The sequence below is a fragment of the Paraburkholderia phytofirmans genome (assembly GCF_046028095.1).
Lineage (GTDB): Bacteria > Pseudomonadota > Gammaproteobacteria > Burkholderiales > Burkholderiaceae > Paraburkholderia > Paraburkholderia phytofirmans_A.
In genome coordinates this window covers 340,971-367,024 of the sequence record NZ_JAQQDJ010000010.1, presented here as the reverse complement: position 1 = coordinate 367,024, position 26,054 = coordinate 340,971, and the positions used below count along the sequence as shown (strand labels likewise).

Here is a 26,054-nt window from a genome sequence, read left to right as displayed (position 1 = left end):
ATCAGAACGAGGCGCTCGACCGGCGCCCATCGAACTGTAAAACTCAAAAACGTCAGCCCGTTGCGGCTGACGTTTCCTTTTTGGGCGCCCGCTTCGCGCGCCGCACCTTCCGCGCGACCAGCGTATCCGACACTTGAGACATCAGCGTGCGCAGCCAGCCGACATCGCTCGGCCGGTCCGGCTGCGGATGCCACAACTGATAGCACTTGATGCGTGGGAACGGAATCGGCACATCGACCACCGCGAGCGGCAGCATGTCCGCGTAGTGCATCGCAAAGCGGCGCGTCGTCGTGAAGATCAGATCGGATTGCAGCAGCGTCTGCGGCACCAGCCCGAAGTAGGGCAGCGTGGCGACGATGCGGCGCTCGGCGCGCGCCCGTGCGAAGCCGATGTCGATGGCGCCGCTGCTCGCGCCGCTATACGGCGTCGGCGCGAGATGCGGCGCGGCGAGATACGCTTCGCGCGTCAAAGGCATGCGCGTCAACGGATGATCGGCGCGCATCATGCACACCACGGTGTCGGAGAACAGATCGCTGCGTTCGAAACGCGGCTCGGGCTTCGGCCAGTTGCCGATCACAAGATCAAGTTCGCCGGCGTCGAGCGCGGCGGAATAATCGAGCAAAGGGCTGAGCGAACCGATCTCGAGCCGCGCATGCGGCGCCGCCTCGCGAAACTGCGCGATCACCGTCGGCATGAAGAAGTCGTTCAGATAATCCGGCGCGGCCACGCGAAACGTGCGGCGCGAGCGGCCGGGATCGAAGTCGCCGTGCGGCGTCGCCACGAAGTCCACATCGCGCAGCACGCGTTGCGCGGAAGCCAGCAGCGATTCGCCATATTCGGTCGGCACCATGCCCGACTTGCCGCGCACGAGGATCGGATCGTTCAGCGTTTCGCGCAGTTTGCGCAGCGCGGTGCTGATGGCAGGCTGGGTCTGATTCAGACGCAATGCCGTCTGCGTGACGCTGCGCTCGACCAGCAGCGTGCGCAGCACGCGCACGAGCCAGATATCGAGGGAAGCGGCGGTGTCGTCCATGGTTTAAGCAAGGCGGGGCAAACGAATCGGATCCGATGAAGCGTCTTACGGAGCCGCTCGCGAGATTCTCGCAAGCGCGCGGCGCCAACGCGCATGGCGCGAAGGTCATAACCTTAGGCCCGTTTGCGGTGTAGCGGCATAGCGGCCACGGTATGGCCGGCATCAGCAAGCCTGTTTTGCCGCGACAAAACCACGTAAGCGCCCTGCGGCGCGCGTTTTGTCCGCGCTACGCTTACGTATCGCCTACGTTTGAATGTCCACGAGCCCCGAGGGCAGCGAACTGATCCGTTTGACTTCTTTCGATTCGAGCCAGTTCGGCGTGCGCGCGCAGTACAGCACCATGGGCAACGCGTCTTCGCCCCAGAACAATTGATCGTTCAGAAAGAAGGTCGGCACGCCGTAGACGCCGAGGCCGATCGCATCCGCCGTATTGCGCTGCAATTGCTCGAGCACGGCTGCGCTTTTGATGATCTCCGGACCGTCGGGCATGCCGACGCGGTCGCACAACTCGGCAAAGGCTGCTTCGGTGGACGGATCGCGTCCTTCACGCCAGATGAAACGGAAGATCTCGCGTACAAACTGGACGTCGCCGTTCGCCGCGGTGGCTAGCAGCAGCGGCTTCATGGAGTCGAAGGGATGCGCCGGCGGCATCTTGTACGGAATGCCGAGTTGCTCCGCGCGAAACAGCGCGTGCCGATACATGAAGGTACGTTTCGAGGGCACGCCGTAAGCCGGCCGCTGTCCCCAGTGACGGTACAGATCGTTCAGTACGACCGGCGTGAACACGAAGTCGAAGCCCGGCCATTTGTCGTGTTGCTCCAGCAACAGATAGGTAAAGGGCGAGACAAAGTCGTAAAACCACAGCGGTTGCCTGGCGTCGATGCCAACGGTCATAAATGTCTCCCGAATTGCCTGTCCCGCACGGCGCGTCTGCTGCACCGTCGGAATTGTAATGATCTTACGCGGTGCAGCCGCGGCTTGCACCCGTCAATATGGTTTGGCGTTGCCTTCGTCGCTGCCGTCGGGTGTTTCGCCGATTTCGGCCGCTTCGTTCGCGGCGGGCGGCGTGGGCTCCGCACCACGTTCGCGTGCAGCGTTCTCCGCGCTTTCCGCTTCGTTGGCGGCGTCGTCGCGCTGGGCGTCGCGGGCCTGCGTGAGCCGCTGGCGCACGAAGCCGATATGCTCGCGCAGCACGTAAAACTGATCCGCATAGGCGAGCGGCATCTTCAGACCGTTGACCGATTCCTCGATCGCGTCGAGCCGCTCGATCAGCGTGGCGCGCTCGGCCGGCGAATGGTCGCTGAGCGCGCTGCGTTCGATCGCGATCAGCGCACCGTACCAGCGATAGATGCGCGATTTCACCCGCCATGCATAGAGCGACGGCACCAGACGCAAGGCCGGCACCAGCAACACGATCAGCGGCACGACGACCACCAGCAGCCGGTCGGCGAGACTCGCGAGCCAGAACGGCAGGATGCGATAGAGGAAGCTTTTGCCTGATTTGTAGTAGCGGGCGGCGTCGTCGCTGATCGGGAAATCGTGCGCGAGCGGCGCGGGGAATTCGCCGGCGCGCTGCATGATGTTCGCCTTGCCGTGCACCTCGCGCGCGGCTTCGATCAACAGGTCGGACAGCGCGGGATGCAGCGAGTCGCGCGCCACCAGCTCGGCGGTCGGCGCCACCATGTGAATCGGCGCGGACGGCAGGTTCTTGCCGAGGTCGAACGCGCCCATCGGCATTTCGAGTTGCGTCAGGTAGGGAAAGCGGCGCGTGTAGGCGTCGGCCTGCGTGAAATCGTAGAACTGCACGTTCGGCGTGCGGTACAGCTTGCCCATCACCGCGGGTTGCGCCGAATCGCCGGCGAGGAACGCCGCGTCGACCTTGCCGGAGACGAGTGCCTCGGCGGCGTCGTCGCCGGAAAGCGGCAGCAGTTTGGTCGCGCCGCCCGGCACGATGCCGTTGGCCTTGAGCAGCGCGAGCGCCAGTTCGCGCGTGCCGCTGCCTTCGGCGCCGACCGCGAGCCGCTCGCCCTTGAACTCGGAGAGCCGCGTGACGGTCGGCCCATGATAGAAGATCGCGAGCGGCACATAGGCCACGCTGCCGAGCGACATCAGTCCATTGGCCGCCGGACCGGGCGCGACGCCGTCCTGCACGAAGCCGACATCCACATCCGACTTCGGGTCCGACAGCCGCTTGAGATTCTGCAGCGAACCTTCCGACGACAGCACCTTCAGCGTGATGCGATTACGAGCCAGAATCTCCTTGTACTTTTGCGCGGCATTCCAGAAGGTGCTGCCTTCGGGGCCGGCGCTGATGGTCAACGTGCTGGGCGGCGCGGGCTGGATCAGCCGCACGGCGACCCAGATCGCGACGGCGACGATCAGCAGGATCGGCCCGAACGAGACCGCGAGATCGCGCCAGGAGATCGCGACGAAACGGGCGACGAGACGGGGAGGGCTTTTGCGGCCGGTGGCTGGCTTCATCGGATGACGTGACGGCTACGGTCGAAAGTGAACAGGGCGGCGCTCTGCGGCGCGCAAGCCGGGCGGCGGTGCGGCAGCGCGCGTCGCGCCGATGGTACCTGAGATTCACCGCCCGGCGGAACGCGCGGCGGCGGCCGACGCCGACAAACCCGTAACAAATCGTGAACGTGGCGTGACAGTCCGCGCGCCTGACGCGATTTGCATCTTAAGCGTCTCGAGTATGACCAAACCCGACTAAACCCTTTGCGCTTCTGGCCCGGCTAGATTAAATTGTGCATCGCTGCCGCGAACGGATGTTTGCGCGGCGCGACCCGGCACGACACACAAGAACCGGGCGCGTCGGCGGACCTCGCGGCTTGCCGGTTTCGTACCGCACTGCATGCCCGTCATCGCGGGCGGCAACGGCAACCGGCCTCTCTCGCCTCTCGCACATCGTGTTACAGCCATAGTCGGCCGTCGCTCGCGCGCGCCTTGTCGCGTGCGCCTCGCATGGCCGCCGGAAGTCGTAACGAAGCCGCTTGTATAGGCGGTCCAATGTGAAGCAAAGGAGAAGAAAAGCTATGAAATCGGTCGGTTTTCTGAAAACGCTGGGCTCGGTTGTGGCAATGGTGGTGGCGTGCAATGTGTACGCTCAGGCAAGCGACGCAACGGCAACCGGCACGACCGCCGCGCCGGCTGCGAGCGCCAAGTCGACCAAGAAGGCGAACAGCCAGCTGGGCCGCAAGGTGCGTAGCGCGCTGGCCAAGACACAAGGTGTCGACGTGTCGAACATCGCCGTGCGTGCTCGTGGCGGCGCGGTGACGCTGACGGGTTCGGTGCCTGACCAAGGCCAGATCGACGCTGCCGGCCAGGCCGCCAAGGGCGTCGCCGGCGTGACGTCGGTGTCGAACAAGCTGACCGTTGTGCAGCAGTAAGCAGACTGCGGCACCTGGCGCGGGCGGTTCATGCCGTCATGCGCCATCGTGATGCGGACGTGCACCAAGGTTCCGGCAAAAAACCGGAGCCTTTTTTTATTTTTAGCTGGCGATTATTGAAGCGGCGATGATGAGGCTCAGCCGTTTCGAACGGGACGGCGGCGCGGCCACGGTCCGTCTGTGCGCTGTGACACACTGCTGACGCGTTGCGAAGCGTACTGTGATGGATAGGAAACCGGAGTCAACGCCATGGAAACCTCGCCTTTGCGCTATACCGATCTGCCTATCGGCGATCGGGCGGCTTTCGAACTGGTGTGCGCGCGGCACGGTTTCGCACCGGCGCATTTCGACATCAGCGCCTGCGTGGATCCAGGCGATGTGGCGCACGAGCGTCTCGTCACCGTGCGGCGCGGCGGCTGGGCGCAGTCCTATCATGACCGTCATGGTCAATGGATCCGGCAGTTCGAGTCCGATCTGACCTGCCGGTTTTTCAAATAGCCGCTGGACGTTTGCGCCGGCGTGCGTCGATATTCTTCAGGCGGCTTCAGGCCAGCACGAGGCGCACGCCGACCAGCGTGAGCGTGGCGGCGAGCAGGTTGCGCAGCAGCTTGTCCGGCGCGCGCGACGACAGATAGCTGCCGATCGCGATGCCCGGCAGCGAGCCCACCAGCAACGACAGCAGCATCGACCAGTCGATCGAGCCGAGCAGCCAATGGCCCGCGCCCGCCAGCAGGGTGAGCGGCACCGCATGCGCGATGTCCGAGCCGACGATGCGCGTGGTCGGCAACAGCGGATACAGCAGCAACAACACCGTCACGCCGATCGCGCCCGCCCCGACCGAAGTCAGCGACACCAGCACGCCGAGCACCGCGCCGGTCAGCATGGTGAGCGCGAGCGTGCGTCCCTGACGCGGCGTGCGCTGCTTGCGCGCGCCGAGTGCCGCGAGTTGCGGACGAAACACCAGCGCCACCGCCGTCACCAGCAACGCCGCGCCGAGCACGACCTGGATCAATCGGCCGGCGCCCGGCGTGTCCATCCCATACCGATGCAGCAGGATCAGCGTGATGGTGGCCGCCGGCACGCTGCCGGCGGCGAGGCGCAGCGTGACCTGCCAGTCGACCGAGCCCTTCAGGCCGTGCACGAGCGTGCCGGTTGCCTTGGTGGCCGCCGCGTACAGCAGGTCGGTGCCGACCGCGGTGGCCGGATGCACGTTGAACAGCAGAACCAGGATCGGCGTCATCAGCGAGCCGCCGCCGACGCCCGTCAGTCCGACCAGAAAGCCGACAAACAGGCCGGAGACGGAGTACAGCAGATCGATGTGGGGAAGTGCCATTGAGCGGACCGCTGACGGTCGGGTGAATTGGACGGGTTATAGGCGGCAAGGCCGGCGCGCCGGCCTTCGACAGTCGATGGAGAGCGGCGCTAAGGCCGTCGTGGCGCGGCGAAAGCCGCTATTGTCGCAAAACTGCCGCGTTTGCGTATGAAGCGGCATGCATACGGTCGATCAACGCCAGCACTTCAGGCCGGGTCTCGCCTTTCGCGTGCACGAAGTAGTACGTCAGCGGCGAGGGGACTTCATGGCGGCTCACGCGCACGAGACCGCTGCGCTGCAGATAGGCATCGGCGAGCGGCACGCGCGCCAGCGCCACGCCGAGTCCCGCTTCCGCGGCGGCCAGCACGAGCGTGTAGTCTTCGAAGCGCCGGTCCTGCACACGAGGCTTTAACGGCATGCCCAGCGCATCGAACCATGCGCGCCAGCCGGTCACGTCCGAGTCGTGCAGCAGCGGCACGTCCAGTAGCGCCGCGTCGCCGCGCTTATGCCGCTGCTTTGCCAGTTGCGCGGCCAGGGCGGGATGCGCCACCGGATACAGCGTCTCCGGCAGGAACGGCTTGACGTCGAGCTGACGCCAGTTGCCGCGCCCGTAGCGAATGGCCAGATCTGCTTCGCCGCTGACGATGTCCGCGTTGCGGTGGTCGATGTCGAGCTGGATGCGCAGCGCCGGCGCCTCGGCTTCGAACGCCGCCTGGCGCTCGAAGAACCACAGCTTGGCGAACGCGGGCACCACGCTCAGCTTGACCAGTTGCGGGCTGCGCGGCGAGCGCCACTGGTCCGCCGCGCTGTCGATGATGCCGAAAGCCTGCTCGATCCGCCCGACAAACCGCTGCCCGTCCGGTGTCAGCCGGACGCCACGGGCATGGCGTTCGAACAGCGTCATGCCGAGCCAGTTTTCAACCGCGGCGACTCTGCGGCTGATCGCGCCGTGGGTAAGTCCAGCCGCTGCCGCGGCGGCGAGGAACGAGCCTTCGCGGGCTACGTGGCAGACGGTTTCGAGGCTGGCGAGTGGCGGCCGGGCGGACGCGGCGGGTGGCGAGGTGTGAGCCATATTCACATCACAGTGTTCATTTGTGTTCTAGCTTAGCAGCTCATGCCGAGGCACGATCGCGCTATGAACACACTGACTTCGCCCCGTCCCTCGCGCTTTGCGCGTCAGCCGCTGTTGGCGGCGGGTGCGGTCGCCTTCACGATTGTGTCGTGGGCGTCCGCGTTTCCATTCATCCGCATCGGCTTGCAAGGCTTGCCGCCTTTGCAACTGGCGGCGGCGCGATTCGCTACCGCGGCGCTGCTGGTGCTCGCGTGGCTCGCCTATCGGCGCCCGCGTCTGCCGACATGGCCCGACAGCCTGCGTTTCGCGTTGTGCGGTTTCCTCGGCATCGCGCTCTACAACGCGCTGCTCAATACCGGCGAGAAGACGGTGGCCGCGGGCGCGGCGAGTTTCATCGTCAATACGCTGCCGATTTTTACGGCGCTGCTGGCGGCCGTCGTACTCGGCGAGCGTTTCAACCGCTGGGGATGGCTCGGCTCGCTCGTGAGCCTCGCGGGTATCGCCGTGATTGCGCGCGGCCAGCCGGGCGGGCTGACGCTCGGCGCGGGCAGCACGCTGATTCTTGGCGCCGCGCTATGTTCCGCGAGTTACTTCGTGCTGCAGCGGCGTCTGATTCCGGTCTACGGCGCGCTGACCTGCACCGCTTACACCTTGCTGGCTGGAGCGCTGCTGCTGACGCCCTGGCTGCCGGGCGCGCTGCATTCGCTCGACGGCGCGCCGCACGGCACGCTGCAGGCAGTGCTGGTGCTCGGCGTGTTTCCGGCGGCGCTCGGTTATGCGACGTGGACCTTCGCGCTCGGTCATTTCGGCGCGGCGCGCGCGGCCAATTTTCTTTATCTGACGCCGGCCGTGGCGACAGCGTTGTCCGCGCTGCTGACCGGCGAGCGCCCGGGGCTCGCGACGCTATGTGGTGGATTGATGGCGATTGCCGGCGTGGTGGTCGTGGCGCTGCGCGGGCGTTCGTGAAACTGAGGCCGCAACCGCAGCGCTAGCGCATGGCAATGTGTTGTCGCCCGCTCAAAGCGCCCGGCGAATTTCCACGACGCCGAACGCCGCCAGCGTGAACCCGACGATCCGATCGATGGCCACGCGCAGTTTGCTGCCGATCGCATGGCGCGCGAGCGACACCACGGTCACGAGAAAACACCACCACGCGATCGAACCGCAAAACACGCCGCCGACCGTGGTCAGCGCAATGCTCGATGAGAACGCGCCGCGCGGGGCGAGCGTCGTGAACAGCGCGGCGAACATGATGACCGTTTGCGGATTGGTCAGCGTGAGCAGCAAGGAACTCGCATACGCGCGCAACGCGCCGGTGCGGCCCACTTGCGCGAGCTTGCCGTTGCCTTCGCCGTTGCCGTTCGACGCGTCGGCGGGCGCTTTCTGCAGCAGCGTGCGCACACCTAGATACAACAGGAACAACCCGGCCAGCAGATGCAAGGGCCGGTCGTACGCGAGCATGAACTGCGAGATGCTGACAAGGCCGAGTGCCGCGATCAAACCATAGGCGGCGTCGCCGGTTGCGATGCCGAAACCGATGGCGAGGCCGGCGCGCGGACCGCCGGTCAGCGTGCGGCGGATGCACAGCATGCCCATCGGGCCGACCGGCGCGGCGATCGCGAGGCCGACGCCTGCGGCGGTAAGGAAAAGACTGGTGGTTGACATGGCTATCTCTGGTTGATTGTTCTGGTTGGTGCCTCGATTCGCTTGCTGCTTGGAGGTTCGCGGCCGGCAAGGCCCTCAGCATAGCCAGACCGGAAAACCGGGGCAAGTGCCGGTGTGGTCGCAGGTGGAAGCGATTCGGGTGGTCTACGCGGCTTGGGTGGCTAGGTGACCGATGCGGTCCGCTCGGCTGAAGCAGTTCAAGCAACCCAGGCAACGCAGCAACCCCGGCAACTCCCGCGGTGGATACCCTGAGACCGCCTCAACCGCCGTCCTCATCGGGCATAATTTTCCCACTTCAGACTTGGGAACACGCCCGCTCATGTGGCAGATCGATCAGGTCACCTTGCGCTTGTTCATCGCCGTCTGCGAGGAAGGCACGATTGCGCGCGCGGCCGAACGCGAGTTCATCGCGCCGTCGGCGGTCAGCAAACGGCTCGCCGATCTCGAGGCGCTGGTCGACGTCGCGTTGCTCTCGCGCAGCCAGCGCGGCGTGCGCGCGACCGCTGCCGGCGAGGCGCTGCTGCGGCATGCGCGGCTCATCATGCGCGGCCACGAGCGCTTGCAGGCCGAACTCAGCGAATACGCGGCCGGCGCGCGTGGCCACGTGCGCGTGCTGGCGAACGTGTCGTCGATGGTCGAGTTTCTGCCCGAAGCGCTTTCGGCGTTTCTGAAAGCGAACCCGCGAATTCGCGTGGACGTCGAAGAGCGCGTGAGCGCGGAAATCGTGCGAGGGCTGGAAGAGGGCGTCGCCGATCTCGGCATTTGCCGCGACGTCGTGGCAATGGGCAGTCTCGACGTCGTGCCGTATCGCGCCGATCATCTCGCGCTGATCGTGCCGCGCGATCATCCGCTCGCGGGCGAGGCTGCGATCAGCTTCGAGCAGACGCTGGCGTTCGATCACCTCGGACTCTCGTCGAATGCATCGGTGAATGCGCTGATGCAGCGCATCGCGGTGGAAAAGGGTCACGAACTCAACTATCGCACCTACGTGTCGACGTTCGACGCCGCCTATCGTTTCATCCAGGCCGGCCTTGCCGTCGCGATCCTGCCGCGCGAAGCGCTGCCCCGCCATGCCGCCGACGAATACGGCATCATCGCCGTGCCCTTGCGCGAAGCCTGGGCCGAACGGCGCTTCGTGATTTGCATGCGCGACCGTCAGGCGCTGACGCTCGCAGCGTCGCATCTGCTCGATCATCTGTTGAACGCGGTGTGAGGCGAAGCCTGCGGATTCACCGGCGATCCGCGCATCAAGGCCCTCTGAAAAGCCCTTAAGGGTTTCCCCTTTACGACGGCTCTCGCCCGTCCCGCCTGCCTGAGCCGCCATCGCGAGCGGCGATGGAGTGCGTCGCCAACGCAGACTTTCCCGCACGCCGATGCGCGGGCACGCTGTCACTCAGTTGCTTCATCTCCCCGCATTTTCCGCGGCATTCAAGACCGGGATTCAAGACCATGAGTGACATCCAGGAGCGCGTCGTCGTGACCGAAGTCGGTATGCGAGACGGTCTGCAAAGCATCGCCCGCACGATGCCCACTGCGTTCAAACGGCGCTGGATCGACGCCGCGTATGCCGCCGGCGTGCGCCATATGGAAGTCGCCTCGTTCGTGCCGGCGAAGCTGCTGCCGCAAATGGCCGACGCCGACGAAGTCATCGCCCACGCGCTCACCTACGACGATCTGATCGTCACGGCGCTGGTGCCAAACCTGAAGGGCGCGCAACGCGCGCTCGAAGCCGGCGTGCATCGGATCGTCGCGCCGATCTCGGTGAGCGCCGCGCATAGCCTCGCGAACGTGCGCAAGACGCCGGTCGAAATGATCGAGGCGTTCGCGGCGATGCGCGAGTCGATCGACGGCGCGTCGAAAGCGGGCGCGCGACGCGTCGAACTGATCGCCGGGTTATCGACGGTGTTCGGTTGCACGCTGCAAGGCGCCGTGCCGTACGCGGATATCGCCGCGATCGCTCGCGCCGCGGTGCAAGCGGGCGCCGATGTGATCGCGCTCGGCGACACCACCGGCGAAGCGACGCCGCGCCAGGTCGGCGAGATCATCGAACTGGTGCGCGACGTCGCGGGCGGCAAGCTGCGCTCGCTGCATTTCCACGACACACGCGGGCTCGGTCTGGCCAACACGCTGGTCGCGCTGCAACACGGCATCCGCGAATTCGACGCGTCGCTCGCCGGGCTCGGCGGCTGTCCGCACGCGCCGGGCGCGACCGGCAACGTCAACACCGAAGACCTCGTGTTCATGCTCGACAGCATGGGCTATGAGACCGGCATCGACCTCGACCGTCTGCTCGCGTCGCGCGCCGTGCTCGCCGACGCTTTGCCCGGCGAACCGCTGTACGGCTATCTGGCGCGCGCCGGCTTGCCGAAACAGTTCAGCGCGACCCGTCAACGTTTCGCATCCTCCGACTCGCAGGTACTGCAATGAATCCGCTTTCCTCTACTTCTTCTTCGGCGCCGCAGCCGCAGTCTGGCGCGCTGCCGCTCGCGGGCATTCGCGTAATCGAGTTGTCGCATATGGTGATGGGCCCGACCTGCGGGATGATTCTCGGCGACCTCGGCGCCGAAGTGATCAAGGTCGAACCGCCGCGCGGCGACGGCACGCGTCGTTTGCTCGGCACCGGTGCGGGCTTTTTTCGCACCTTCAATCGCAACAAGAAGAGCGTGGCGCTCGACCTCGATAGCGAAGCGGGGCTGGCTGCGCTGCACAAGCTGGTCGATACCGCCGATGTGTTCGTCGAGAACTTCAAGCCCGGCCGCATGGCGAGCCTCGGTCTCGATTACGCGTCGCTGCGCGAGCGCAATCCGAAGCTCATCTACGTCTCGCACAAAGGCTTCCTCAACGGTCCGTATGAACACCGTCTCGCGCTCGACGAAGTCGTGCAGATGATGGCCGGCCTCGCCTATATGACGGGACCGGTGGGCCGTCCGTTGCGCGCGGGCAGTTCGGTCAACGACATCATGGGCGGCATGTTCGGCGCGATCGGCGTGCTTGCCGCGTTGCATGAACGGAACGCGAGCGGACGCGGCAAGGAAGTGCAGAGCGCGCTGTTCGAGAACTGCGTGCTGCTCTCCGCGCAGCACATGCAGCAGTTCGCCGCGACCGGTGTGCCCGCCGCGCCGATGCCCGAGCGCATCAGCGCATGGGCCGTGTACGACGTGTTCACGCTCGCCAACGGCGAGCAGATGTTTATCGCCGCGACCGGCGACGGACAGTGGCGCGCGCTGTGCGCGATTCTCGGCCGCGCGGATCTGTTGGCCGACCCGCGCCTCACTACCAACAACGATCGCGTGCAGGCGCGCGAATGGCTGCTGCGGACGCTAGGCGAAACGCTGAGCCAGTTCGAAGGCGCGACGCTGGTGCCGCAGTTCGAGCGCGACCACATTCCGTTCGCCTCGATTACGAAACCCGAAGAGTTATTCGACGATCCGCACCTGAACGAGAGCGGCGGTCTTGCGCGCCTCACGCTCGACGACGGCAGCGAAACCGCCATGCCTCTGCTGCCGATCTCACTCGACGGCGCGCGTCTGCAACCGCGTCAACCGATCGCGAAGATCGGCGAGCACACCGCGCAAGTGCTGCGCGATCTGGGCTACGACGAAGCGCAGATCGCGGCGCTAGGCGGCGGCTCGAATCAGGTGCCGCGCGAAGCGGCTGCCTGAGCGCTGCGCTCGACGCATCGAACGCAATCAAATCAATCTCATCCGGCGCGAGACCGGACCAAGGAGACAGACGATGAAGTCGTCGAATCAAGCGGTGTATGCAACGGCGGTCGGCGATGCCGGCGCGCTAGGCGGATTACCTTCTGGCGCGGGAACATCGGCGGACGGCCGCGCGGACGAAATCGCGCTGGACGGTGCGCGCATTTCCGCGCGGCTCGACCGCCTGCCGGCCACGCGTTCGATCTGGAAGCTGGTGATGCTGCTGAGCCTCGGGCTCTTCTTCGAACTGTACGACCTGATGTTCTCCGGCTACATCGCACCGGGACTCGTGCGCAGCGGCATTCTCACCGCGACCACGCACGGGTTGTTCGGCACGAGCGGTGTGGCGAGTTTCATTGCGGCCTTGTTCGCGGGCCTGTTCATCGGCACGGCCGCGTGCGGGTTTCTCGCCGATCGTTTTGGCCGGCGCGCGATCTTCACGTGGTCGCTGCTCTGGTACACGGCGGCCAATATCATCATGGCGTTCCAGGACACGGCGCTCGGACTCAATCTCTGGCGTTTCATCGCGGGGATCGGCATTGGCGTGGAGATCGTCACGATCGGGACGTATATCTCCGAACTCGTGCCGAAGCATGTGCGCGGACGCGCGTCGGCGTGTTCGCAGGCGGTCGGCTTTTGCGCGGTGCCGATCGTCGCGTTTCTGTCGTATCTGCTGGTGCCGCATCGCTACTTCGGTCTGGATGGCTGGCGTCTGGTCGTGCTGACCGGCGTGGTCGGCGCGATCGTGGTGTGGTGGATCCGCCTGCGTCTGCCGGAGAGCCCGCGCTGGCTCGCGCAGAAAGGCCGCATCGACGAAGCGGACGCGATCATGACGCGACTCGAAGCACGCGTCGAGCGTGAATACGGACGGCCTCTGCCGGAGCCGGCGTTGCCCGAACCGGTGCGCGCGCGGGCTGCGTTTCGCGATCTGCTGGTGCCGCCGTACCGCAAGCGCACGCTGATGCTGATCATCTTCCACGTGTTTCAGACGATGGGGTATTACGGCTTCGCGAACTGGATTCCGACCTTGCTGATCAAGCAGGGCATTACGGTGACGACGAGTCTGATGTACGCGAGCATCATCGCGATTGCCGCGCCGCTCGGGCCGTTGCTGGGCTTGCTGATTGCCGACCGCTTCGAGCGCAAGACGGTGATCATCTGCATGGCGGCGGTGAACGTGGTGTGCGGACTGGCGTTTAGCCAGGCGCGCGAGACTGTGTTGCTGGTGAGCCTCGGTGTATGTCTTGTGCTAGCGGGAAATATTATTTCGTATAGCTACCACGCGTATCAGGCAGAGTTGTTTCCGACCAGTATCCGGGCGCGGGCAGTGGGATTCGTTTATTCGTGGAGCCGGATCTCGGCGATGTTCTCCGCGTTCGTGATTGCGGGATGTTTGAGCCGCTTCGGCGTGGACGGCGTGTTCGTGTTTATCTCCGGAGCGATGGCGGTGGTGATGCTGGCCATTGGGATGCTGGGACCGAAGACACGAGATGTGGCGCTGGAGGATATTTCGAAGTGATTCGTTGAGGAGAATGCCCGCCTGTGGGTGGCGGGCTTGCTCGCTTTAGTGCTTCTTCTGGGTCGCTGACACGCTCGGTGCTACGCGGATCGGCGGCGCGCCGGATGGCGAAGTGGCGGGTTGGGGTTTCTTCGCCTGCTTCGGTTTCTTGACTTCGCGGTTACTGCGCATTTGACCTTTTGCCATGATGGACTCCCCAATTGGCGGTTTTTGCTCCGCATACGAGCAATACGCTAGTGTGCACCTGTTTTAGCGCTTTATGTTGGGGTTTCTGGTTTTTCGGCGCTTGCCTGGCCTGGGTCGCAGCGAAACTTACATCAGGCCCAGCAGCCTGGCCGGCGCGCAAGTCACGCAAGCAATTTGACCGGTTTTTTCCAGTGCGATAAAAGCAATCGCTAGCGCCACGAGAATAATCGACGCGAAGGCGAATATCTGTTTCTTGCGCGAGCGTCGCGGAGCGGCTTCGGCAGCGGCTTGCATCTCCGTTCCGGCCGCCACGGTCCGCACCGCTACTGCGGGCTCCGCATGCAGTGCGTCGACGTCCTTGACGAGGTCCGAGAGCACGCCCAGTTTTTTACCCACAATCTTTCGTTTGAGATGGACGCGCTTGAGTTCGTTCTCGAGTTCGGTGAAATACGACTCCAGCGAATTCGATTCGGCTTTCAACCGTTCGAGCATCGACGATACGTCTTCTGCTGCTTCAGGTGTGGGGAGGGGAATGTTGTGGTTCCAGCTTTCAGCGATCGGAGTTCTGTAGTTCATCTGGTAGGTGTTGCTCACGTCTTACCTCGCCCGCTGAGAGTGCTGGCCTGTTGACCGTTCAAAGGAGTAGCGGATTTTAGTGAGCCCGAACTTGCTTCGCTATAAGACAAATCTCAAGGTTTCGATGCGATGCTGTGACAGCGTGACTCGTTCCCGACGCCGACCTTGCGGCGCATGTTTCGAACGGCCAAAAAAATAACGTCAGCCGGCCCATGAGCCGGCTGACGTTTTTCATGTCCGCCGAGTACCCGAATTCGGGTCCATCAAACGCGCGTCTTACATTCCGACGTATCCCACCGGCGTCGTCGCGTTGGCCTTGGCGACCGACGCATTGTTCGAGACCACATACACCGGCGATTCGGTCAGATTCAGCGTCAGCACACCGTTGCTGTAGTTCGCATTGGTCGCGTTGCCCATCATGTCGATCACCTTCACGGTGCCGCTCGTGCCCGGCGCGTCGACGTTGAGGCTGTACGCGACGCTATACGTCGAACTGAAGCCCGCGCTCGCGCTCCACACGTTGTTGTTGTGCGCCCACAAGGCGGTCACAACCGCGCCGTTGCCTACTTGCTGGAACGCGTACGCGTAGACGCCGTTCGGCGTGCCGTTCACCGGACCGAGCGTGGTGGTGCCGTCGAGCGTGTGCGTCATCGCGCTGATCGCCATGGCGACCGGCTTCGGGCTGATGTTGGTCGCGCCGTACGCGCCTTGCGCATCGCTCAGGTCGAAGAAAGTGCCGTAGCCGACTTCATCCGGATAGTCCGCGCCGTAGAACACGTAGGTCTGGTCCGCGCCTTCGCCGAGCGTGATGATGTGCATGCGCGCCGCGACCGCTGCTTGTGCGTACAACACGTTCGCGGTCGGATAGTTCGGGCCGTACGACGTGCCGAGGTCGTAGCTGATGCCCGCTTCCGTCGAGAACAGATGCATGCCGGTCCGATAGTCGGTGGCCATTTCCGCGCGCAGGTTGCGCATCTGGCCGCGCAATGAACCGTCGGCGGTGGATGGATCGCTGTCGTAGCGCTCAGGCGGATGCGACGGCGAGGTGCCCGCGTCGTAGTAACCGTGCGTGGCGACCGCATCGATGTATTGGCCGAAGCCGAGCGAGGCGAGGCGCTTCAGGTGCGAAGTGGTCAGGCTCGGGAAGGCATCGGCCGGGCCCATCACCATCGCGTGCGGATCGGTCGAATGAATGCCCTGGTAGACCACCTGGTACAACGCGACGAAGTTGGCGTCGGTGTCGGTCCACATCTGATTCGGCTCCCACGTCACCTGATAGTAGTTCGCCGATTGAGTCGGGAAGTAAGCGGCGCGGATCGCGTTCGATTCCGTGCCGACACGGCTCATATAGCTCTGGTAGTACGACATGTCGGTCGGCAGCGTCGTGTCGTCCTGGAAGGCGCCGGTGCTGCTCGCCCACGCGGGAATGCCGTCGAGGCGGATCAGGCGCATCACGTTGCCGCTCTTGTAGAACGAATCGAGATTATTCGCCGACGGGTTGAACGTGTTCGGTCCGTTCGGTTCCATGCTGGAGAGCTGGCGGTCGTCGATGGTCGACGAAATGCCCAGCGCGGCGAGCAACGGACCGTTGTCGTTCGCGCCTTGCATGCCGAAGCGATGCTGCTCCTGGCGCGCATAGGTCACGGCCGGAACGACGCCGGACAGGTTCGGCGTTACGCCGAAGCTGGCGATGCCGACCGGACGCGTGCCGGCTTGCGGCAACTGGCCGCCGTTCTTGGCCAGCGTGCCCGTCGCCGCGAAATAGCCGGCGAGCGTCGAGGTGCAATTGAACGTGATGGTTTTCGCGCCGCTCGGCACGGCGGTGCTGCCGCTCGCGGCGACGCGGCCGAGCGTGTCGGTGACGGCCCAGTTCAGCGTGTCCGCATTCGGCGCGTTGGTGTTGAAGACGAGCTGGAAGGTGCTGCCGGACGCGAAGATGCGCGTGTTGTCGGCGCTTGGCGTATCGGCGGAGATGGTCGCGCTGCCCGAGCCGCCAGATGTGGTCGGTGAGGCGCAGGTCATGGCTGCGGTGCCGCCCGCGGCATTCAGTGCAGCGGTGCCGGTGCTGGCGTTGCCGGCGGCAGAGGTGCTGGCCGAACTGTTTGAACCGGTGGTGCCGCCGGCCTGGGCTGCCGCGGTGCTAGCGGCGCCGTTATTGCCGCCGCCGCCACCGCCGCATCCGGCGAGTGCGAGGGAGAGTGTCGAGAGTAGGAGTAGTCGTGATTTCATCAATCTGTAAGCAATGCGTTGGCTGATCATGGGTCGACGTCCTCGCGCAAAGCGCGTCGGGAGGTCGAGCGAACAGCGGGGTTCATTTGCAAGCCAGCCGATGACCGAGGCTTCGACACTGGCGTCCTGAGTGCGCAGCTTCGGGCTGCGCGAGGGTGATGCCTTCCCGGGATGCCGGCCCCGAACGCTTCTGTGCAGAGAAACGTTTGTCATACGAAACCGCACCGCTGACACGAGCGGATTTTGGCGGAATCGGACGACCGGCGAAGGTACGACGAAAACGGCCGGCGTGTTGAGGAACAGCGCGATTCAGATCGCAGTACGTGAATTCATGGCGCGAACCATTGAATTTTTTACTGTCCTGTAAGCTAGAAAAGCCCAATTTGGGAAGAATCGACCGCAACAATACGCATTAGTATGCTTAAAAGAAGTAACGAGTCGTTACGTATGAACATTAATGCAGTACTAATTGCTTTGATCGCACGAAAGTATCCGTCAGGCGAGACGAGTGTTTTTCCGCCATAACGAGTTGGGGTCGAAATAATTTGAAACGGATGCCTAACTATCTGGCACGGTCAATCGACTGAGAAATGGGCGCTAGCGCTCATTGGTCAGCCGAAAAGCTCTTGGGGTTGGCGTAAAAGTGCTGAACCTTGGGTGTAACGTTTCTTCGCGACATGGACTTCGCAGCGGAACTGTCGCTGTTTTACGAAGACATTGACGCGCTCTGCAAAGCGGAACGCGCCAATCACGATGTTGGATGCCGACGTTACTTTGCGTCTGCAATAACGGGGGCGGCATCCCTCCGCTGCGCAAAAAGGGCGGTTATCCAGAGAGATAAATCGTGAGGATTCTTCAACTGGTTCATGCACCGCGTTTGTCCGGCGCAGAAGTACTCGTAAAAGGATTGGCCATTCATCATCAGCGCGGTGGCCATGAGGTCTGCATGACATCGCTGCTCCCGGAGCAGGAGGATTTCGCCGCCATTCATGCGGAACTTCAGGCAGCCGGCGTCACGTGTCTGTTCCCCGAGGTTCGCTACGGCAGGGTGGGAAAGCTGCTGCACCTGTATCGCGTGGTGCGGCGCTTCCGGCCCGATTTCATCGTCGCTCACGCCACGCTTGCCGCGCTGTATGTGCGCCTTCTGCCGGTCCATACGCCGATTGCGTGGGTCATGCATTCCGGCGTCAACGATTTCGAGAACGGCGCGCTCAAGCGGGCCGAACGCCTGCTCTCACGACGGGCGAGAGCCATCATCGGCGTGTCGCAGCAGAATATCGACGACTACCTTCGGGAGATTGGCCGGCATCCCTCCATGGTCGTGATTCCGAATGGCGTGGATGCGCAATTGTTCTCGGAAGCCAACGACGTCGTCGCGCCGGATATCGCCGTACACCCGAAGCAGATCGTCCAGCTCGGCCGCTATATCGAAGGCAAGAGCCAGCTGGACACGATCCGTGCGTTCGAGCGCGTGCTGCAATCGGAGCCGGAGGCGCGTCTGCTGTTCTGCGGCGTCGTCGAAGATCTCGACTATCACAGGGCGGTGTTGTCGCTGGTTCGTCAGCTCGGCTTGGAAAGCAGGGTGACGGTGGGCGGGCCGCGTTCCGACGTCGCCGCGATTCTGCGCGCCTCGCGGGTCTTCGCGATGCCGTCGCGTTTCGAAGCACAGAGCATTGGTTTTCTCGAGGCGCTTGCGTCGGGCATTCCAGTCGTGGCGAGCCGGATTCCTTCGTTCGGTTTTGCGAGCGCGTTTGCCGGGGTCAGCCTGGTCGACACGACCGACGCGGAAGCCTACGGCCGCGCGCTGTTGCACGCGCTCGACACGCCGCGCGCGAACCGGCAACTGGCCGGCTACACGCTGCACGACACCGCGGATCGTTACATGACGATCGCGCGGAAGTTCGTTCACCCGCTGCAGGTTTCGGCCTGACGTCGATCGGACCGGCCGGCTTGCGTTACTGCGCGAGCCGGTCGATTCGCACGGTTTCCGAAAAAAGTCCCGGCAGTTTGCCCAGTTCCTGAGCTTCGCCCAGCGCCAGGCCGTTTCCAGATGGATAGCGCGTGATTGCCGGCGCGCCGCCGGTGAAATAGAAATCGCCGAGGGTCGCGTCGGTCCGTCGAAACAGCACGAGCGCCGCCCCCTGTTTGTCGCGCACGAATTCCGGAAACACATCCGACCACGACACGCCGTGCAAAGTCGCCGCCTGGGCCGGCGCGCTCGCCGCGCCGCTCAGGTCGAGCGTGGCGATGTCGGTCATGGCTTCTTCGCTCGATTCGTCCAGATGCGGCGTCAGCAGAATCAGCGTGTTGCTGTCGCGGCCATGCACGGCGCCCATTGTCACTTTCACGAAGTCGGGGGCAAAACTCGCCGGCAAGACGTTGCGCTCGCCGACGCTCATGCGTGTCCCGTCGTTGCCGATCGGCGTGAGCGCGAGCCGTCCGTTGGCGCCGTCCACCGCGACCAGAGAGGCGCGCGAGCCCGCCGTTTCGCGTGCCAGCAGATTGACGTTCTGCGGCAGATTTTTGGCCTGCGCCCAGAGCACCGGTGCCGAGCCTGTTGAGACGCCTGATCCTTGCGAAGACGCCATCCACAGATCGAGCCCGCTGTCGGGCCGCTTCTGCGCGATCAGCACGCTGGCCCGTCCCGTTCCGGTGAAGTTCGCCGCCACATATTGCTGCGTCAGTTCCGGCCTGAACGCGTTGCTCGTCTGCAGCCAGAGGCGCGGCGCCTCGAACGACTCGCCGGTACTGCGAAGCAACCAAAGCGCGGTCCCGCCCTCGCGCGCCGCGACGATCATCAGATCCGCCTTGCCGTCGCCGTCGAAATCGCCGAGCAGGAAGCGCACGCTGTCGAAGCACAGTTTGTCGCCGGCGCAACTCGGTGCGCTTGCCTGAGGATCGAAGGGGACGGCGCTCGCGTACCACAGCGCGGGCGCCGAAACTTTGGCGAGGGAAGCTGCATACACGTTGAATCCCGGACCGTCGTGTTGCCGCTGGACATACACCGCGGACTGCTCGCCCGAGCCGGCGATATCACCGACCATCGCCGTGGCGAGCCTCAGGTCGTTTGCCTGCGTGTGCTGCGTGGTGGCCCAGCGGTAGCGCGTGGTGAGCGCGGTGCAGCCGCGCATGGTCAGCTTGCCGTCGTTCTCGCCGAGGCAATGCCGCATCGGCGTATAGACGAGGCCGAAGTCCCATGGCGTCCAGCTTTGCGCCACGTCCCATTGATCGCAAGTCTCGGCGACCAGGAATCCGTCGCGCTCGGCAATACATTGCGAGGTCGCGACGCTCACGAGCGCGGCGTTGCGCGTATTGCCGGGATACACGGTCAGCGGATCCCATCGCCATTGCTGCGTGGACGAGTTCGTGCAGGCGGCGAGCGTCGGCGCGCGTCCCGGGCCCGCGGACGTCAGGCAGCGGCTTGCCGCCGCGTTGAACAGCTGGATCGGATGAGACACGAAATCCGGCACGCGGCGATCCGTGCGATCGGCAAACGCGTAGCGTCGCGAAATCCAGTTACCGTCCCATTGAAACTCGCCGAACACATGCGACGACTCGCTGCCGTCGATCGAAAAATAACTGGCGACGATGTCGCGCTTGCGTTGCACCTCGGCAGCGGGAAGATTGCCGGGCCAGCCGCCGGTCGGATAGGTGACGTGGTAGACGATCGGCACGCCTTTGCCGAGCGTCTGCGCGACGTGGCGAGTAATACGCGCGGAATAGATATGATCGGGATGCTCGATAAACGGTACGGTGTCCGGATTGAGCGTGTAGATCAGCGTCGCCGGCGCGAGCATCGCTTTTAAAGTGGCCGACAACGAATCGCGATCGTATTTCACGCGCACCGAGCCGTCCGCGTTCATCGGATACGTGGAGATCGTGGCGTGTTGTTCCCACAGCAGGCCGAGCGGTACGCGGCCGCCGCGCACGGCGCCGCCGGGCAGGCGAAGTTCGAGCAATCGCACTTGCGGCCGGGCCTTCAGCACCATCTGATGCACGAGCTTGCCGGCAATCGTTACGTTGGACTCGAGCCACTCGTCGGGCACGCCGGCCATGCGCGCGTAAGCGAGCCGCGAGGCCCGCTCGCGCGTTTGAACGTATGCGAAGTCCGCACCGTTGGCACCGCCGATCAGATGCACCGTGGTGATGCACCAGCCCGCATCGAGACGCTCGCTGATGGCGGGGTCGACAAAGAGCAGATCGTCGTCGAGATGGGCGACTACCGTAACCAGTGTGCCGGGGCCGCACTCGGCCGCGCGCGCCGCGCCCGGCAGGAAGGCGAAGAAGAGAACCGCGAGAAAAGCAAAGAATGAATCGCGAACGAGCGGGCTTGCCGATAATCGCATAGTGATTCGAGCTCTGACGGTGAGCTCGCATCATACTGTAGCGGCCATGGCCGGCACGTTGCCGAACTCACAGTCAGCGGAAAATCGCGATCCGGCGGCGCGGGTTCAGCCTCGTGCGGCGGCTTGCGGCTGCGTTAGCGGAAGTAGGCTTTGGTGTTGTCGTGGACGTCCGCGCGCGCGAGCAGTTCCGAAGGCGCGAGCCAGATATATTCGCTGTGCTGCTCGGGCCGTCCGAGCGGCGCGGTGCCCGTGAGCGTGAGCGAATAGGCGAGCACGATGTAGTGCGTCGACACGTCCGGCTCGCCCGCGAAGTTGTCGCTGTAGTGATGTTCGAATACGCCTTCGAAGCGCGCCGTCGAGCGCGCCACTTTCGCGATGCCCAACTCGGCGTCGGCGATGCGGGCAAACGCGGCGTCGAGTGTTTCGTCTTTGTGGATGCGGCCGCCGGGAACGAACCAGGTGCCGCGCGCCGGGCGGTTGCGGCGGCGGCCGACCAGCACGCGCCCTTGCGCATCGCTGACAATCAGATCGAACGCGACCAGAGGCGTGAGGCGGACCACGTCCAGGAAATCGATCTCGGTCAGCAGCATGTCATCTCCCTCGGTTCTCGCGCTGGTTGCGCGCGTCATCGACTAATAGTCGCGATGGTGATCATCGTGTCGCGTGAGCCGGCCCGAGACGCTCGTCAGAAAAAACGCGAGCACGATCGCGCCGATCGTCGCGAAGAGAAACGCGCCGATCAGCGCGGCCAGTATCAGCGTCATCCATGTAAGGCCGTTCATGTCTCGGCTCCAGCGTGTCGATAGGCATGCTAACGTGCCTCCGCTTGCATACTATGTGCGCCAGTCGCCGCAGAGGCTGTCCCATCACGCCGAAGTATCGGCACATCGCGCCGCTAATGCGCCACGTAACCCTCGGGCGTGGTGACCGCGCCCTTGAAGACGTCGGCGTTGCCGGAGACGACATAGACCGGCGCGGGCGAGAGTTTCAGGTTAGCCACGCCGTCGCGGTACGGCAAGCTCGTCGCGTTGCCCATCATGTCGAAAGCCGTCACTTCGCCGGCCGTGCCCGGCGCGTCGACCCGCAGGCGATAGTCCACGCTGCGGCTCGCGTCGAAGCCGCTTTTGGCGTTCCACTTGTCGTTGTCGTGCGTCCACAGCGCGGTCACGATCTTGCCGCCGCCGAGCCGGCGGAACGCGTAAGCGTAGACGCCTTTGGGCAGATCCTTGAGCGGGCCGAGCGTGTCGGTGCCGTCGATGATGCGCGTCATCGCCGCCACCGCGAGCGCCGCGGGTTTCGGGCTGATGCGGGCCGGACCGTAGGCGCCTTTCGGATGATCGAGCTCGAAGAAAATCCCGTAGCCGGGCGCGGCGTCCGGCATATCCGCGAGATAGAACACGTAGGTCATGTCGGCGCCTTCGCCGAGCAAAATCAGATGCGTGCGCGCCGTCACCGCGGCTTGTGCGTACAGCACGTTCGCGCCCGGATAGTTCTTGCCATACGATTGCCCGATGTCGTAGCTGATGCCGGTTTCGGTCACGAAAAGCGGCGCGCCGGGCTTCAGGTACAGGCGCATTTCGTGGCGCAGCGCGCGCATCGCGACGGGCAGCGCGCCCGGCACGGTGCCCTGATTGCCGGTGTCCGCTACGCGCTCGGGCGGATGCGAGGGCGTTGTGCCGATATCGTAGTAACCGTGAATCGTCATGCCATCCATATAGCGGCCGATGCCTGGCGGACCGAGCTTGCGCATCCACGTGACGTTGCCCTGCACCGACGAATAAGTCAGACCCATCACCACCGCGTGCGGATCCGTCTGATGGATGCCTTCCCAGACGGCCTTGTACATGGCGATGAAATTCGCGTCGGTGTCGCGCCACGGCAGACCGCCGTCGGCGTCCGGCTCCCACGTCACCTGATAGTAGTTGTCGCGCTGTTTGGGAAAGTAAGTCGTGCGCACGCGATTCGACTCGGCGCCCACCTTGGCCATGTAGTCCTTCATTTGCGCGAGCGATGTCGGCGCATAGCTGTGCGTCTCGGTCTTTGTTGGACTCGCCCACTGCGGAATGCCGTCGAGCTGGATCAACCGCAGCAGGTCGCCGCGCCGGAAGAACGGCGTGAGCGGTTTGCTCGCGGGCTCGAACGTGCCCGCTTTTTTCGGCTCCTCCATATACCAGTTGCGATTGTCATTGACCCACGTGAGGCCGAGCGCCGTATAGACCGGCCGATAACCGTCGCCGTCGCAGCAGTGTTGCCCCGGCGCAAGATAAGCCGCGCCCTGTCCGCCGAACCGGTGCAGATCTTCGTACGGAAAACGGACGGCGGGTAACGCAACGGACGCATCCGGCAGCACGCCGAATGTCGCGATGCCCGCGGGGCGCGTGCCGCGCGATTCGAGCTGGCCGTGTGCACGTTCCAGCGACGCGGACACCGCGAAGTAGCCCGCCACGCTCGACGCGCAGCTCAACGTGGAGAGCGTCGCACCCGCCGCAACGGGAAAGCGTCCGCTGGCGCGCACGGCATTCAACGTGTCGCGTATCTGCCAGTTGAGTGTGTCGGCTTGCGTCGGGCGTGTGGTGAAAACCAGCGCGAACGGTCTGTTCACGGCGAAGAGACGCGTGCCGTCGCTGGGCGTATCGGCTTCGAGCAGATCGCCGTTCGCGGCTGTAGGAACTTGCGATGAAGGCGACGAGCAACGCAGCCCTTGCCCGGGTGGCGCCTTCAGCTCCGTGGGCGTGGCAGCTTGCATTGCAGCGTTCGGCGCTGCGTCCTGCTTCGCGACAGGCGCGGGTGCATTGCTCGCCGCCGCCGGCGCTATTGCGCAACGTTTCTCCACTCCGGGCGCGGGATCGCCGAATACGCCGTTATTGCACTCCGCACTAGTAGAGAATGATTTGACGACGTGTTGCTGCGGCGTGCCGTACAGCACGTCGCGCGCACCGTTGAAACGGCAGGTGCCGTATTCCACCGCACACGGCGTCCACTTCCTGCCGTCCGCGTTGAACTCGCCATTGCTCACACCATTCGCTTGCGGCGCAGCATCCGCGGCCGCGCATCGGCCGGCCGCGAAGCCAAGCAGAATGACGGTCAGCGCCGGGATAGCGATGACGATTCTGAGCCTTCCCCCGCCGCCCGAAAAGGCGCGGTCGCGCTTTCGCGGCGCGCGCTGATCGCGTACATTCGACATGTGCTCCCCGTGTGGTTCGCTATCCGTCCGAAGGTTACAGACGCGTCGCCCAACTACTAGTTCACCAGGTCAGAGCCGCCTCGCGTGACCTCTTCAAGCAATGTGTTGCGGAAACCGCATAGTGTATTTCCGCAAACCGGTGGCGGAAATAGCTCGGTGTCCCCTCGACACATTCCGCCACTGGCCCGTCTATTGCCGTGCCGCCTAAAGTTGTCTTATTCCTGTGTTTCACGTTTGAAACATTAATCGTCGCGTTTATATTCGTGAGATCCAATAACAACCAAGTAAATAATTTTGTCGAACTCTCAAGTGTTTATATTGGTTGTTCGTTTTACTTATTGCCAGCGCCGCGCATATATCGTCAGAAGAAACCCAGGTGGGCAAGGGGCGCGGCGGATGCCGGGATTGCAAAGCCGGTTGCACTCATTCTGACGTCCAGTCGGGAAAAAGTCACTTTAAATCGGCACCGCGATGGATGGATCAAATTGTAACTGCGCGGTTTTCGAGTAGTCGTGGTGTGTGCGGTGGCGTACGAAATGGCGTTTTTATTTGCATTAACATTCGCAGAATGCAAATTCATTCCTATGCGGAATCGGCAATTAATTCGTTGAAAAGACGGCGGTAGCGGGGTTGTTCCGAAAATCCCTGGTTGGTCACCCTGTCCATACGCCAACATGTCTGCGCTTTCGGTCATGGCGGCAAAGTGCTTGAGTGGCGGTGACTATGATGCGCTGCACAGAGGATGGCCTCTCTGTGGCCGTCCAAGGTGAAAAGCAGATCCGTTTTCTGGTGAGAGGATGACTATGACCTGCGCGAGTCTCGAGTCCGCAATGCTGCGCTGGGTGCACGCTCCGAGTAAGGGTATGCGTCGCATCGCGATACTGATGTTCAACGACTGCTCGCTGCAGGGAGCAGGTGTTGTTGCCGAGGTGTTCCAGGCAGCGAACGAAATGGCCTCGTCCGGCTCGGGCGGCTGGTTATACGACGTTTCGTTCCTGTCGGCCGACGGCGGCATGGTGACGTCGTCGTCCGCGCTGCGGGTCTGGACAGACGGACTCGACGCGCGGCATTACGGCGGTTTCGACGCGTTGTATGTCGCGGGCGGCAAAGGCGCATCGGCTGCCGCGAACGATGAACGCCTGATTGCGTGGCTGCGCCGTGTGCGCCGCAACACCGGCATGATCCGGCCGATCGCGGAAGGTCGCGCATTGCTCGAGGCAGCCTATGTGCCCGACAGCCAGGAGGTCGGCGATGCGCACGCGCAGTCGGCACCGGCGCGCCAGCCCGAGCAGACAGCCGACGCGGGCGATCGTCTCGAATCGATGCGAAGCGCGCTCGCCATGATCAAGCGCGATCTCGGCGGCGCCACGGCGCGTACCGTTGCCGAGCGCCTGCTGGCGGACTCGTGCTCGAATCTCGCGCCGCTGCTCGGCGAAGACGGCGGCCTGAGTCCCGGCGACAAGGTGCGCGCGGCAGCTCGCTGGCTGCAAGAGAATTGCCAGCAGGCGATTTCGATTGCCGACGCGGCGCAATTCGCCGCGATGAGCGAGCGCAACTTTCTGCGCCGTTTCAAGATGGAAATGGGCATTACGCCTTCGAGTTTTCTGTTGCACGAGCGGCTTGCGGTGACTTGCAGCCTGTTGACCGAATCGGAATTGCCGGTCGACAAGATTGCCCGGCGCACCGGCATGGGCAACGGTGATCGACTCGCGAAAGTGTTTCGCAAGCGGATGAGGATTTCTCCAACCGAATTTCGGATTCAAAGTCGCCGACTAGTCGGCGAATAGCGCGACGGGGCCAGCCGGATGCCGTGTGACAACACGGCATCCGGTCCGT

Annotated in this window: 22 protein-coding genes; 9 read left to right on the top strand and 13 right to left on the bottom strand. The window is 64.1% G+C overall.

From position 1 onward, the window contains the following. Positions 1 to 52: 52 nt before the first annotated feature. The 3 genes from PQR54_RS27055 to PQR54_RS27045 all read right to left on the bottom strand — a co-directional run bounded on the left by PQR54_RS27055 (position 53) and on the right by PQR54_RS27045 (position 3,514). Positions 53 to 1,033 (bottom strand): LysR substrate-binding domain-containing protein, encoded by a 981-nt coding sequence (locus PQR54_RS27055; RefSeq protein ID WP_408251016.1) that lies wholly within the window; start codon positions 1,031 to 1,033, stop codon positions 53 to 55. A 243-nt stretch (positions 1,034 to 1,276) separates the two neighbouring features. Further along, complete coding sequence (locus PQR54_RS27050) at positions 1,277 to 1,927, bottom strand: 2-hydroxychromene-2-carboxylate isomerase (RefSeq protein ID WP_408251014.1); 651 nt, start codon at positions 1,925 to 1,927, stop codon at positions 1,277 to 1,279. A gap of 93 nt (positions 1,928 to 2,020) precedes the next feature. Further along, the gene (locus PQR54_RS27045; RefSeq protein ID WP_408251012.1) at positions 2,021 to 3,514 is read right to left on the bottom strand and encodes a TAXI family TRAP transporter solute-binding subunit; all 1,494 of its coding nucleotides are present in this window, start codon (positions 3,512 to 3,514) and stop codon (positions 2,021 to 2,023) included. 560 nt (positions 3,515 to 4,074) lie between these two features. Between PQR54_RS27045 and PQR54_RS27040 the strand changes: the two genes are divergently transcribed. Both PQR54_RS27040 and PQR54_RS27035 read left to right on the top strand, forming a co-directional pair. Further along, positions 4,075 to 4,428: a BON domain-containing protein gene (locus tag PQR54_RS27040; protein WP_132375946.1), complete on the top strand. Its 354-nt coding sequence runs from the start codon at positions 4,075 to 4,077 to the stop codon at positions 4,426 to 4,428. A gap of 249 nt (positions 4,429 to 4,677) precedes the next feature. After that, positions 4,678 to 4,926 carry a hypothetical protein gene (locus PQR54_RS27035; protein WP_408251010.1) on the top strand — a complete coding sequence of 83 codons (249 nt, stop codon included), beginning with the start codon at positions 4,678 to 4,680 and terminating at the stop codon, positions 4,924 to 4,926. Positions 4,927 to 4,972: 46 nt separating this feature from the next. On the opposite strand, the gene PQR54_RS27030 is transcribed toward PQR54_RS27035, so the two are convergent. Together PQR54_RS27030 and PQR54_RS27025 are read right to left on the bottom strand one after the other, a co-directional pair. Beyond that, positions 4,973 to 5,761: a sulfite exporter TauE/SafE family protein gene (locus PQR54_RS27030; protein WP_408251008.1), complete on the bottom strand. Its 789-nt coding sequence runs from the start codon at positions 5,759 to 5,761 to the stop codon at positions 4,973 to 4,975. A gap of 118 nt (positions 5,762 to 5,879) precedes the next feature. Then, positions 5,880 to 6,812 carry a LysR substrate-binding domain-containing protein gene (locus PQR54_RS27025; RefSeq protein ID WP_408251050.1) on the bottom strand — a complete coding sequence of 311 codons (933 nt, stop codon included), beginning with the start codon at positions 6,810 to 6,812 and terminating at the stop codon, positions 5,880 to 5,882. Positions 6,813 to 6,875: 63 nt separating this feature from the next. Here PQR54_RS27025 and PQR54_RS27020 point away from each other — a divergent pair, with 63 nt between their 5' ends. Then, the gene (locus tag PQR54_RS27020; protein WP_408251006.1) at positions 6,876 to 7,778 is read left to right on the top strand and encodes a DMT family transporter; all 903 of its coding nucleotides are present in this window, start codon (positions 6,876 to 6,878) and stop codon (positions 7,776 to 7,778) included. A 51-nt stretch (positions 7,779 to 7,829) separates the two neighbouring features. Here PQR54_RS27020 and PQR54_RS27015 read toward each other — a convergent pair whose 3' ends face one another. Further along, positions 7,830 to 8,477 (bottom strand): LysE family translocator, encoded by a 648-nt coding sequence (locus tag PQR54_RS27015; RefSeq protein WP_408251004.1) that lies wholly within the window; start codon positions 8,475 to 8,477, stop codon positions 7,830 to 7,832. A gap of 319 nt (positions 8,478 to 8,796) precedes the next feature. Between PQR54_RS27015 and PQR54_RS27010 the strand changes: the two genes are divergently transcribed. From PQR54_RS27010 to PQR54_RS26995, 4 genes are all read left to right on the top strand, one after another. Further along, positions 8,797 to 9,690, top strand: coding sequence for a LysR family transcriptional regulator (locus PQR54_RS27010; RefSeq protein ID WP_012431862.1), 894 nt, complete (start codon positions 8,797 to 8,799; stop codon positions 9,688 to 9,690). A gap of 236 nt (positions 9,691 to 9,926) precedes the next feature. Then, the gene (locus PQR54_RS27005; protein ID WP_408251002.1) at positions 9,927 to 10,904 is read left to right on the top strand and encodes a hydroxymethylglutaryl-CoA lyase; all 978 of its coding nucleotides are present in this window, start codon (positions 9,927 to 9,929) and stop codon (positions 10,902 to 10,904) included. After that, positions 10,901 to 12,139 carry a CaiB/BaiF CoA transferase family protein gene (locus PQR54_RS27000; protein ID WP_408251000.1) on the top strand — a complete coding sequence of 413 codons (1,239 nt, stop codon included), beginning with the start codon at positions 10,901 to 10,903 and terminating at the stop codon, positions 12,137 to 12,139. The genes PQR54_RS27005 and PQR54_RS27000 overlap by 4 nt, the downstream gene beginning before the upstream one ends. Before the next feature lie 73 nt (positions 12,140 to 12,212). Then, positions 12,213 to 13,697: an MFS transporter gene (locus tag PQR54_RS26995; RefSeq protein ID WP_408250998.1), complete on the top strand. Its 1,485-nt coding sequence runs from the start codon at positions 12,213 to 12,215 to the stop codon at positions 13,695 to 13,697. A 45-nt stretch (positions 13,698 to 13,742) separates the two neighbouring features. On the opposite strand, the gene PQR54_RS26990 is transcribed toward PQR54_RS26995, so the two are convergent. The 3 genes from PQR54_RS26990 to PQR54_RS26980 all read right to left on the bottom strand — a co-directional run bounded on the left by PQR54_RS26990 (position 13,743) and on the right by PQR54_RS26980 (position 16,718). After that, a complete protein-coding gene (locus PQR54_RS26990; RefSeq protein WP_166679071.1) occupies positions 13,743 to 13,883 on the bottom strand; it encodes a hypothetical protein in 141 nt (46 codons plus the stop codon). A gap of 126 nt (positions 13,884 to 14,009) precedes the next feature. Then, positions 14,010 to 14,477 (bottom strand): hypothetical protein, encoded by a 468-nt coding sequence (locus tag PQR54_RS26985; protein ID WP_408250996.1) that lies wholly within the window; start codon positions 14,475 to 14,477, stop codon positions 14,010 to 14,012. 258 nt (positions 14,478 to 14,735) lie between these two features. Beyond that, positions 14,736 to 16,718, bottom strand: a complete 1,983-nt coding sequence (locus tag PQR54_RS26980; RefSeq protein ID WP_408250994.1) for a hypothetical protein — start codon at positions 16,716 to 16,718, stop codon at positions 14,736 to 14,738. A gap of 814 nt (positions 16,719 to 17,532) precedes the next feature. On the opposite strand from PQR54_RS26980, the gene PQR54_RS26975 reads away from it, so the two are divergent. Continuing rightward, positions 17,533 to 18,618, top strand: coding sequence for a glycosyltransferase family 4 protein (locus PQR54_RS26975; protein ID WP_408250992.1), 1,086 nt, complete (start codon positions 17,533 to 17,535; stop codon positions 18,616 to 18,618). Between the two features lie 25 nt (positions 18,619 to 18,643). Here PQR54_RS26975 and PQR54_RS26970 read toward each other — a convergent pair whose 3' ends face one another. The 4 genes from PQR54_RS26970 to PQR54_RS26955 all read right to left on the bottom strand — a co-directional run bounded on the left by PQR54_RS26970 (position 18,644) and on the right by PQR54_RS26955 (position 24,218). Next, positions 18,644 to 21,034: a hypothetical protein gene (locus tag PQR54_RS26970; RefSeq protein WP_408250990.1), complete on the bottom strand. Its 2,391-nt coding sequence runs from the start codon at positions 21,032 to 21,034 to the stop codon at positions 18,644 to 18,646. A gap of 134 nt (positions 21,035 to 21,168) precedes the next feature. Further along, the gene (locus PQR54_RS26965; RefSeq protein WP_408251048.1) at positions 21,169 to 21,621 is read right to left on the bottom strand and encodes a GDP-mannose mannosyl hydrolase; all 453 of its coding nucleotides are present in this window, start codon (positions 21,619 to 21,621) and stop codon (positions 21,169 to 21,171) included. 45 nt (positions 21,622 to 21,666) lie between these two features. Next, complete coding sequence (locus PQR54_RS26960) at positions 21,667 to 21,816, bottom strand: hypothetical protein (RefSeq protein WP_408250988.1); 150 nt, start codon at positions 21,814 to 21,816, stop codon at positions 21,667 to 21,669. A 113-nt stretch (positions 21,817 to 21,929) separates the two neighbouring features. Then, complete coding sequence (locus PQR54_RS26955; protein WP_408250986.1) at positions 21,930 to 24,218, bottom strand: hypothetical protein; 2,289 nt, start codon at positions 24,216 to 24,218, stop codon at positions 21,930 to 21,932. Positions 24,219 to 25,021: 803 nt separating this feature from the next. On the opposite strand from PQR54_RS26955, the gene PQR54_RS26950 reads away from it, so the two are divergent. Beyond that, on the top strand, positions 25,022 to 26,005 hold the full coding sequence (locus PQR54_RS26950) for a helix-turn-helix domain-containing protein (RefSeq protein WP_408251046.1): 984 nt from the start codon (positions 25,022 to 25,024) through the stop codon (positions 26,003 to 26,005). Positions 26,006 to 26,054 lie beyond the last annotated feature (49 nt).

Bases quoted from the DNA above. Each gene is read 5' to 3' on its own strand.
- PQR54_RS27050 (WP_408251014.1), bottom strand. From the start codon at position 1,927: ATGACCGTTGGCATCGACGCCAGGCAACCGCTGTGGTTTTACGACTTT.
- PQR54_RS27010 (WP_012431862.1), top strand. From the start codon at position 8,797: ATGTGGCAGATCGATCAGGTCACCTTGCGCTTGTTCATCGCCGTCTGC.
- PQR54_RS26980 (WP_408250994.1), bottom strand. From the start codon at position 16,718: ATGATCAGCCAACGCATTGCTTACAGATTGATGAAATCACGACTACTC.
- PQR54_RS27025 (WP_408251050.1), bottom strand. From the start codon at position 6,812: ATGGCTCACACCTCGCCACCCGCCGCGTCCGCCCGGCCGCCACTCGCC.
- PQR54_RS27020 (WP_408251006.1), top strand. From the start codon at position 6,876: ATGAACACACTGACTTCGCCCCGTCCCTCGCGCTTTGCGCGTCAGCCG.
- PQR54_RS27035 (WP_408251010.1), top strand. From the start codon at position 4,678: ATGGAAACCTCGCCTTTGCGCTATACCGATCTGCCTATCGGCGATCGG.
- PQR54_RS26995 (WP_408250998.1), top strand. From the start codon at position 12,213: ATGAAGTCGTCGAATCAAGCGGTGTATGCAACGGCGGTCGGCGATGCC.
- PQR54_RS27015 (WP_408251004.1), bottom strand. From the start codon at position 8,477: ATGTCAACCACCAGTCTTTTCCTTACCGCCGCAGGCGTCGGCCTCGCG.
- PQR54_RS27030 (WP_408251008.1), bottom strand. From the start codon at position 5,761: ATGGCACTTCCCCACATCGATCTGCTGTACTCCGTCTCCGGCCTGTTT.
- PQR54_RS27055 (WP_408251016.1), bottom strand. From the start codon at position 1,033: ATGGACGACACCGCCGCTTCCCTCGATATCTGGCTCGTGCGCGTGCTG.
- PQR54_RS27005 (WP_408251002.1), top strand. From the start codon at position 9,927: ATGAGTGACATCCAGGAGCGCGTCGTCGTGACCGAAGTCGGTATGCGA.
- PQR54_RS27040 (WP_132375946.1), top strand. From the start codon at position 4,075: ATGAAATCGGTCGGTTTTCTGAAAACGCTGGGCTCGGTTGTGGCAATG.
- PQR54_RS26955 (WP_408250986.1), bottom strand. From the start codon at position 24,218: ATGTCGAATGTACGCGATCAGCGCGCGCCGCGAAAGCGCGACCGCGCC.
- PQR54_RS27045 (WP_408251012.1), bottom strand. From the start codon at position 3,514: ATGAAGCCAGCCACCGGCCGCAAAAGCCCTCCCCGTCTCGTCGCCCGT.
- PQR54_RS27000 (WP_408251000.1), top strand. From the start codon at position 10,901: ATGAATCCGCTTTCCTCTACTTCTTCTTCGGCGCCGCAGCCGCAGTCT.
- PQR54_RS26950 (WP_408251046.1), top strand. From the start codon at position 25,022: ATGACCTGCGCGAGTCTCGAGTCCGCAATGCTGCGCTGGGTGCACGCT.
- PQR54_RS26990 (WP_166679071.1), bottom strand. From the start codon at position 13,883: ATGGCAAAAGGTCAAATGCGCAGTAACCGCGAAGTCAAGAAACCGAAG.
- PQR54_RS26970 (WP_408250990.1), bottom strand. From the start codon at position 21,034: ATGCGATTATCGGCAAGCCCGCTCGTTCGCGATTCATTCTTTGCTTTT.
- PQR54_RS26960 (WP_408250988.1), bottom strand. From the start codon at position 21,816: ATGAACGGCCTTACATGGATGACGCTGATACTGGCCGCGCTGATCGGC.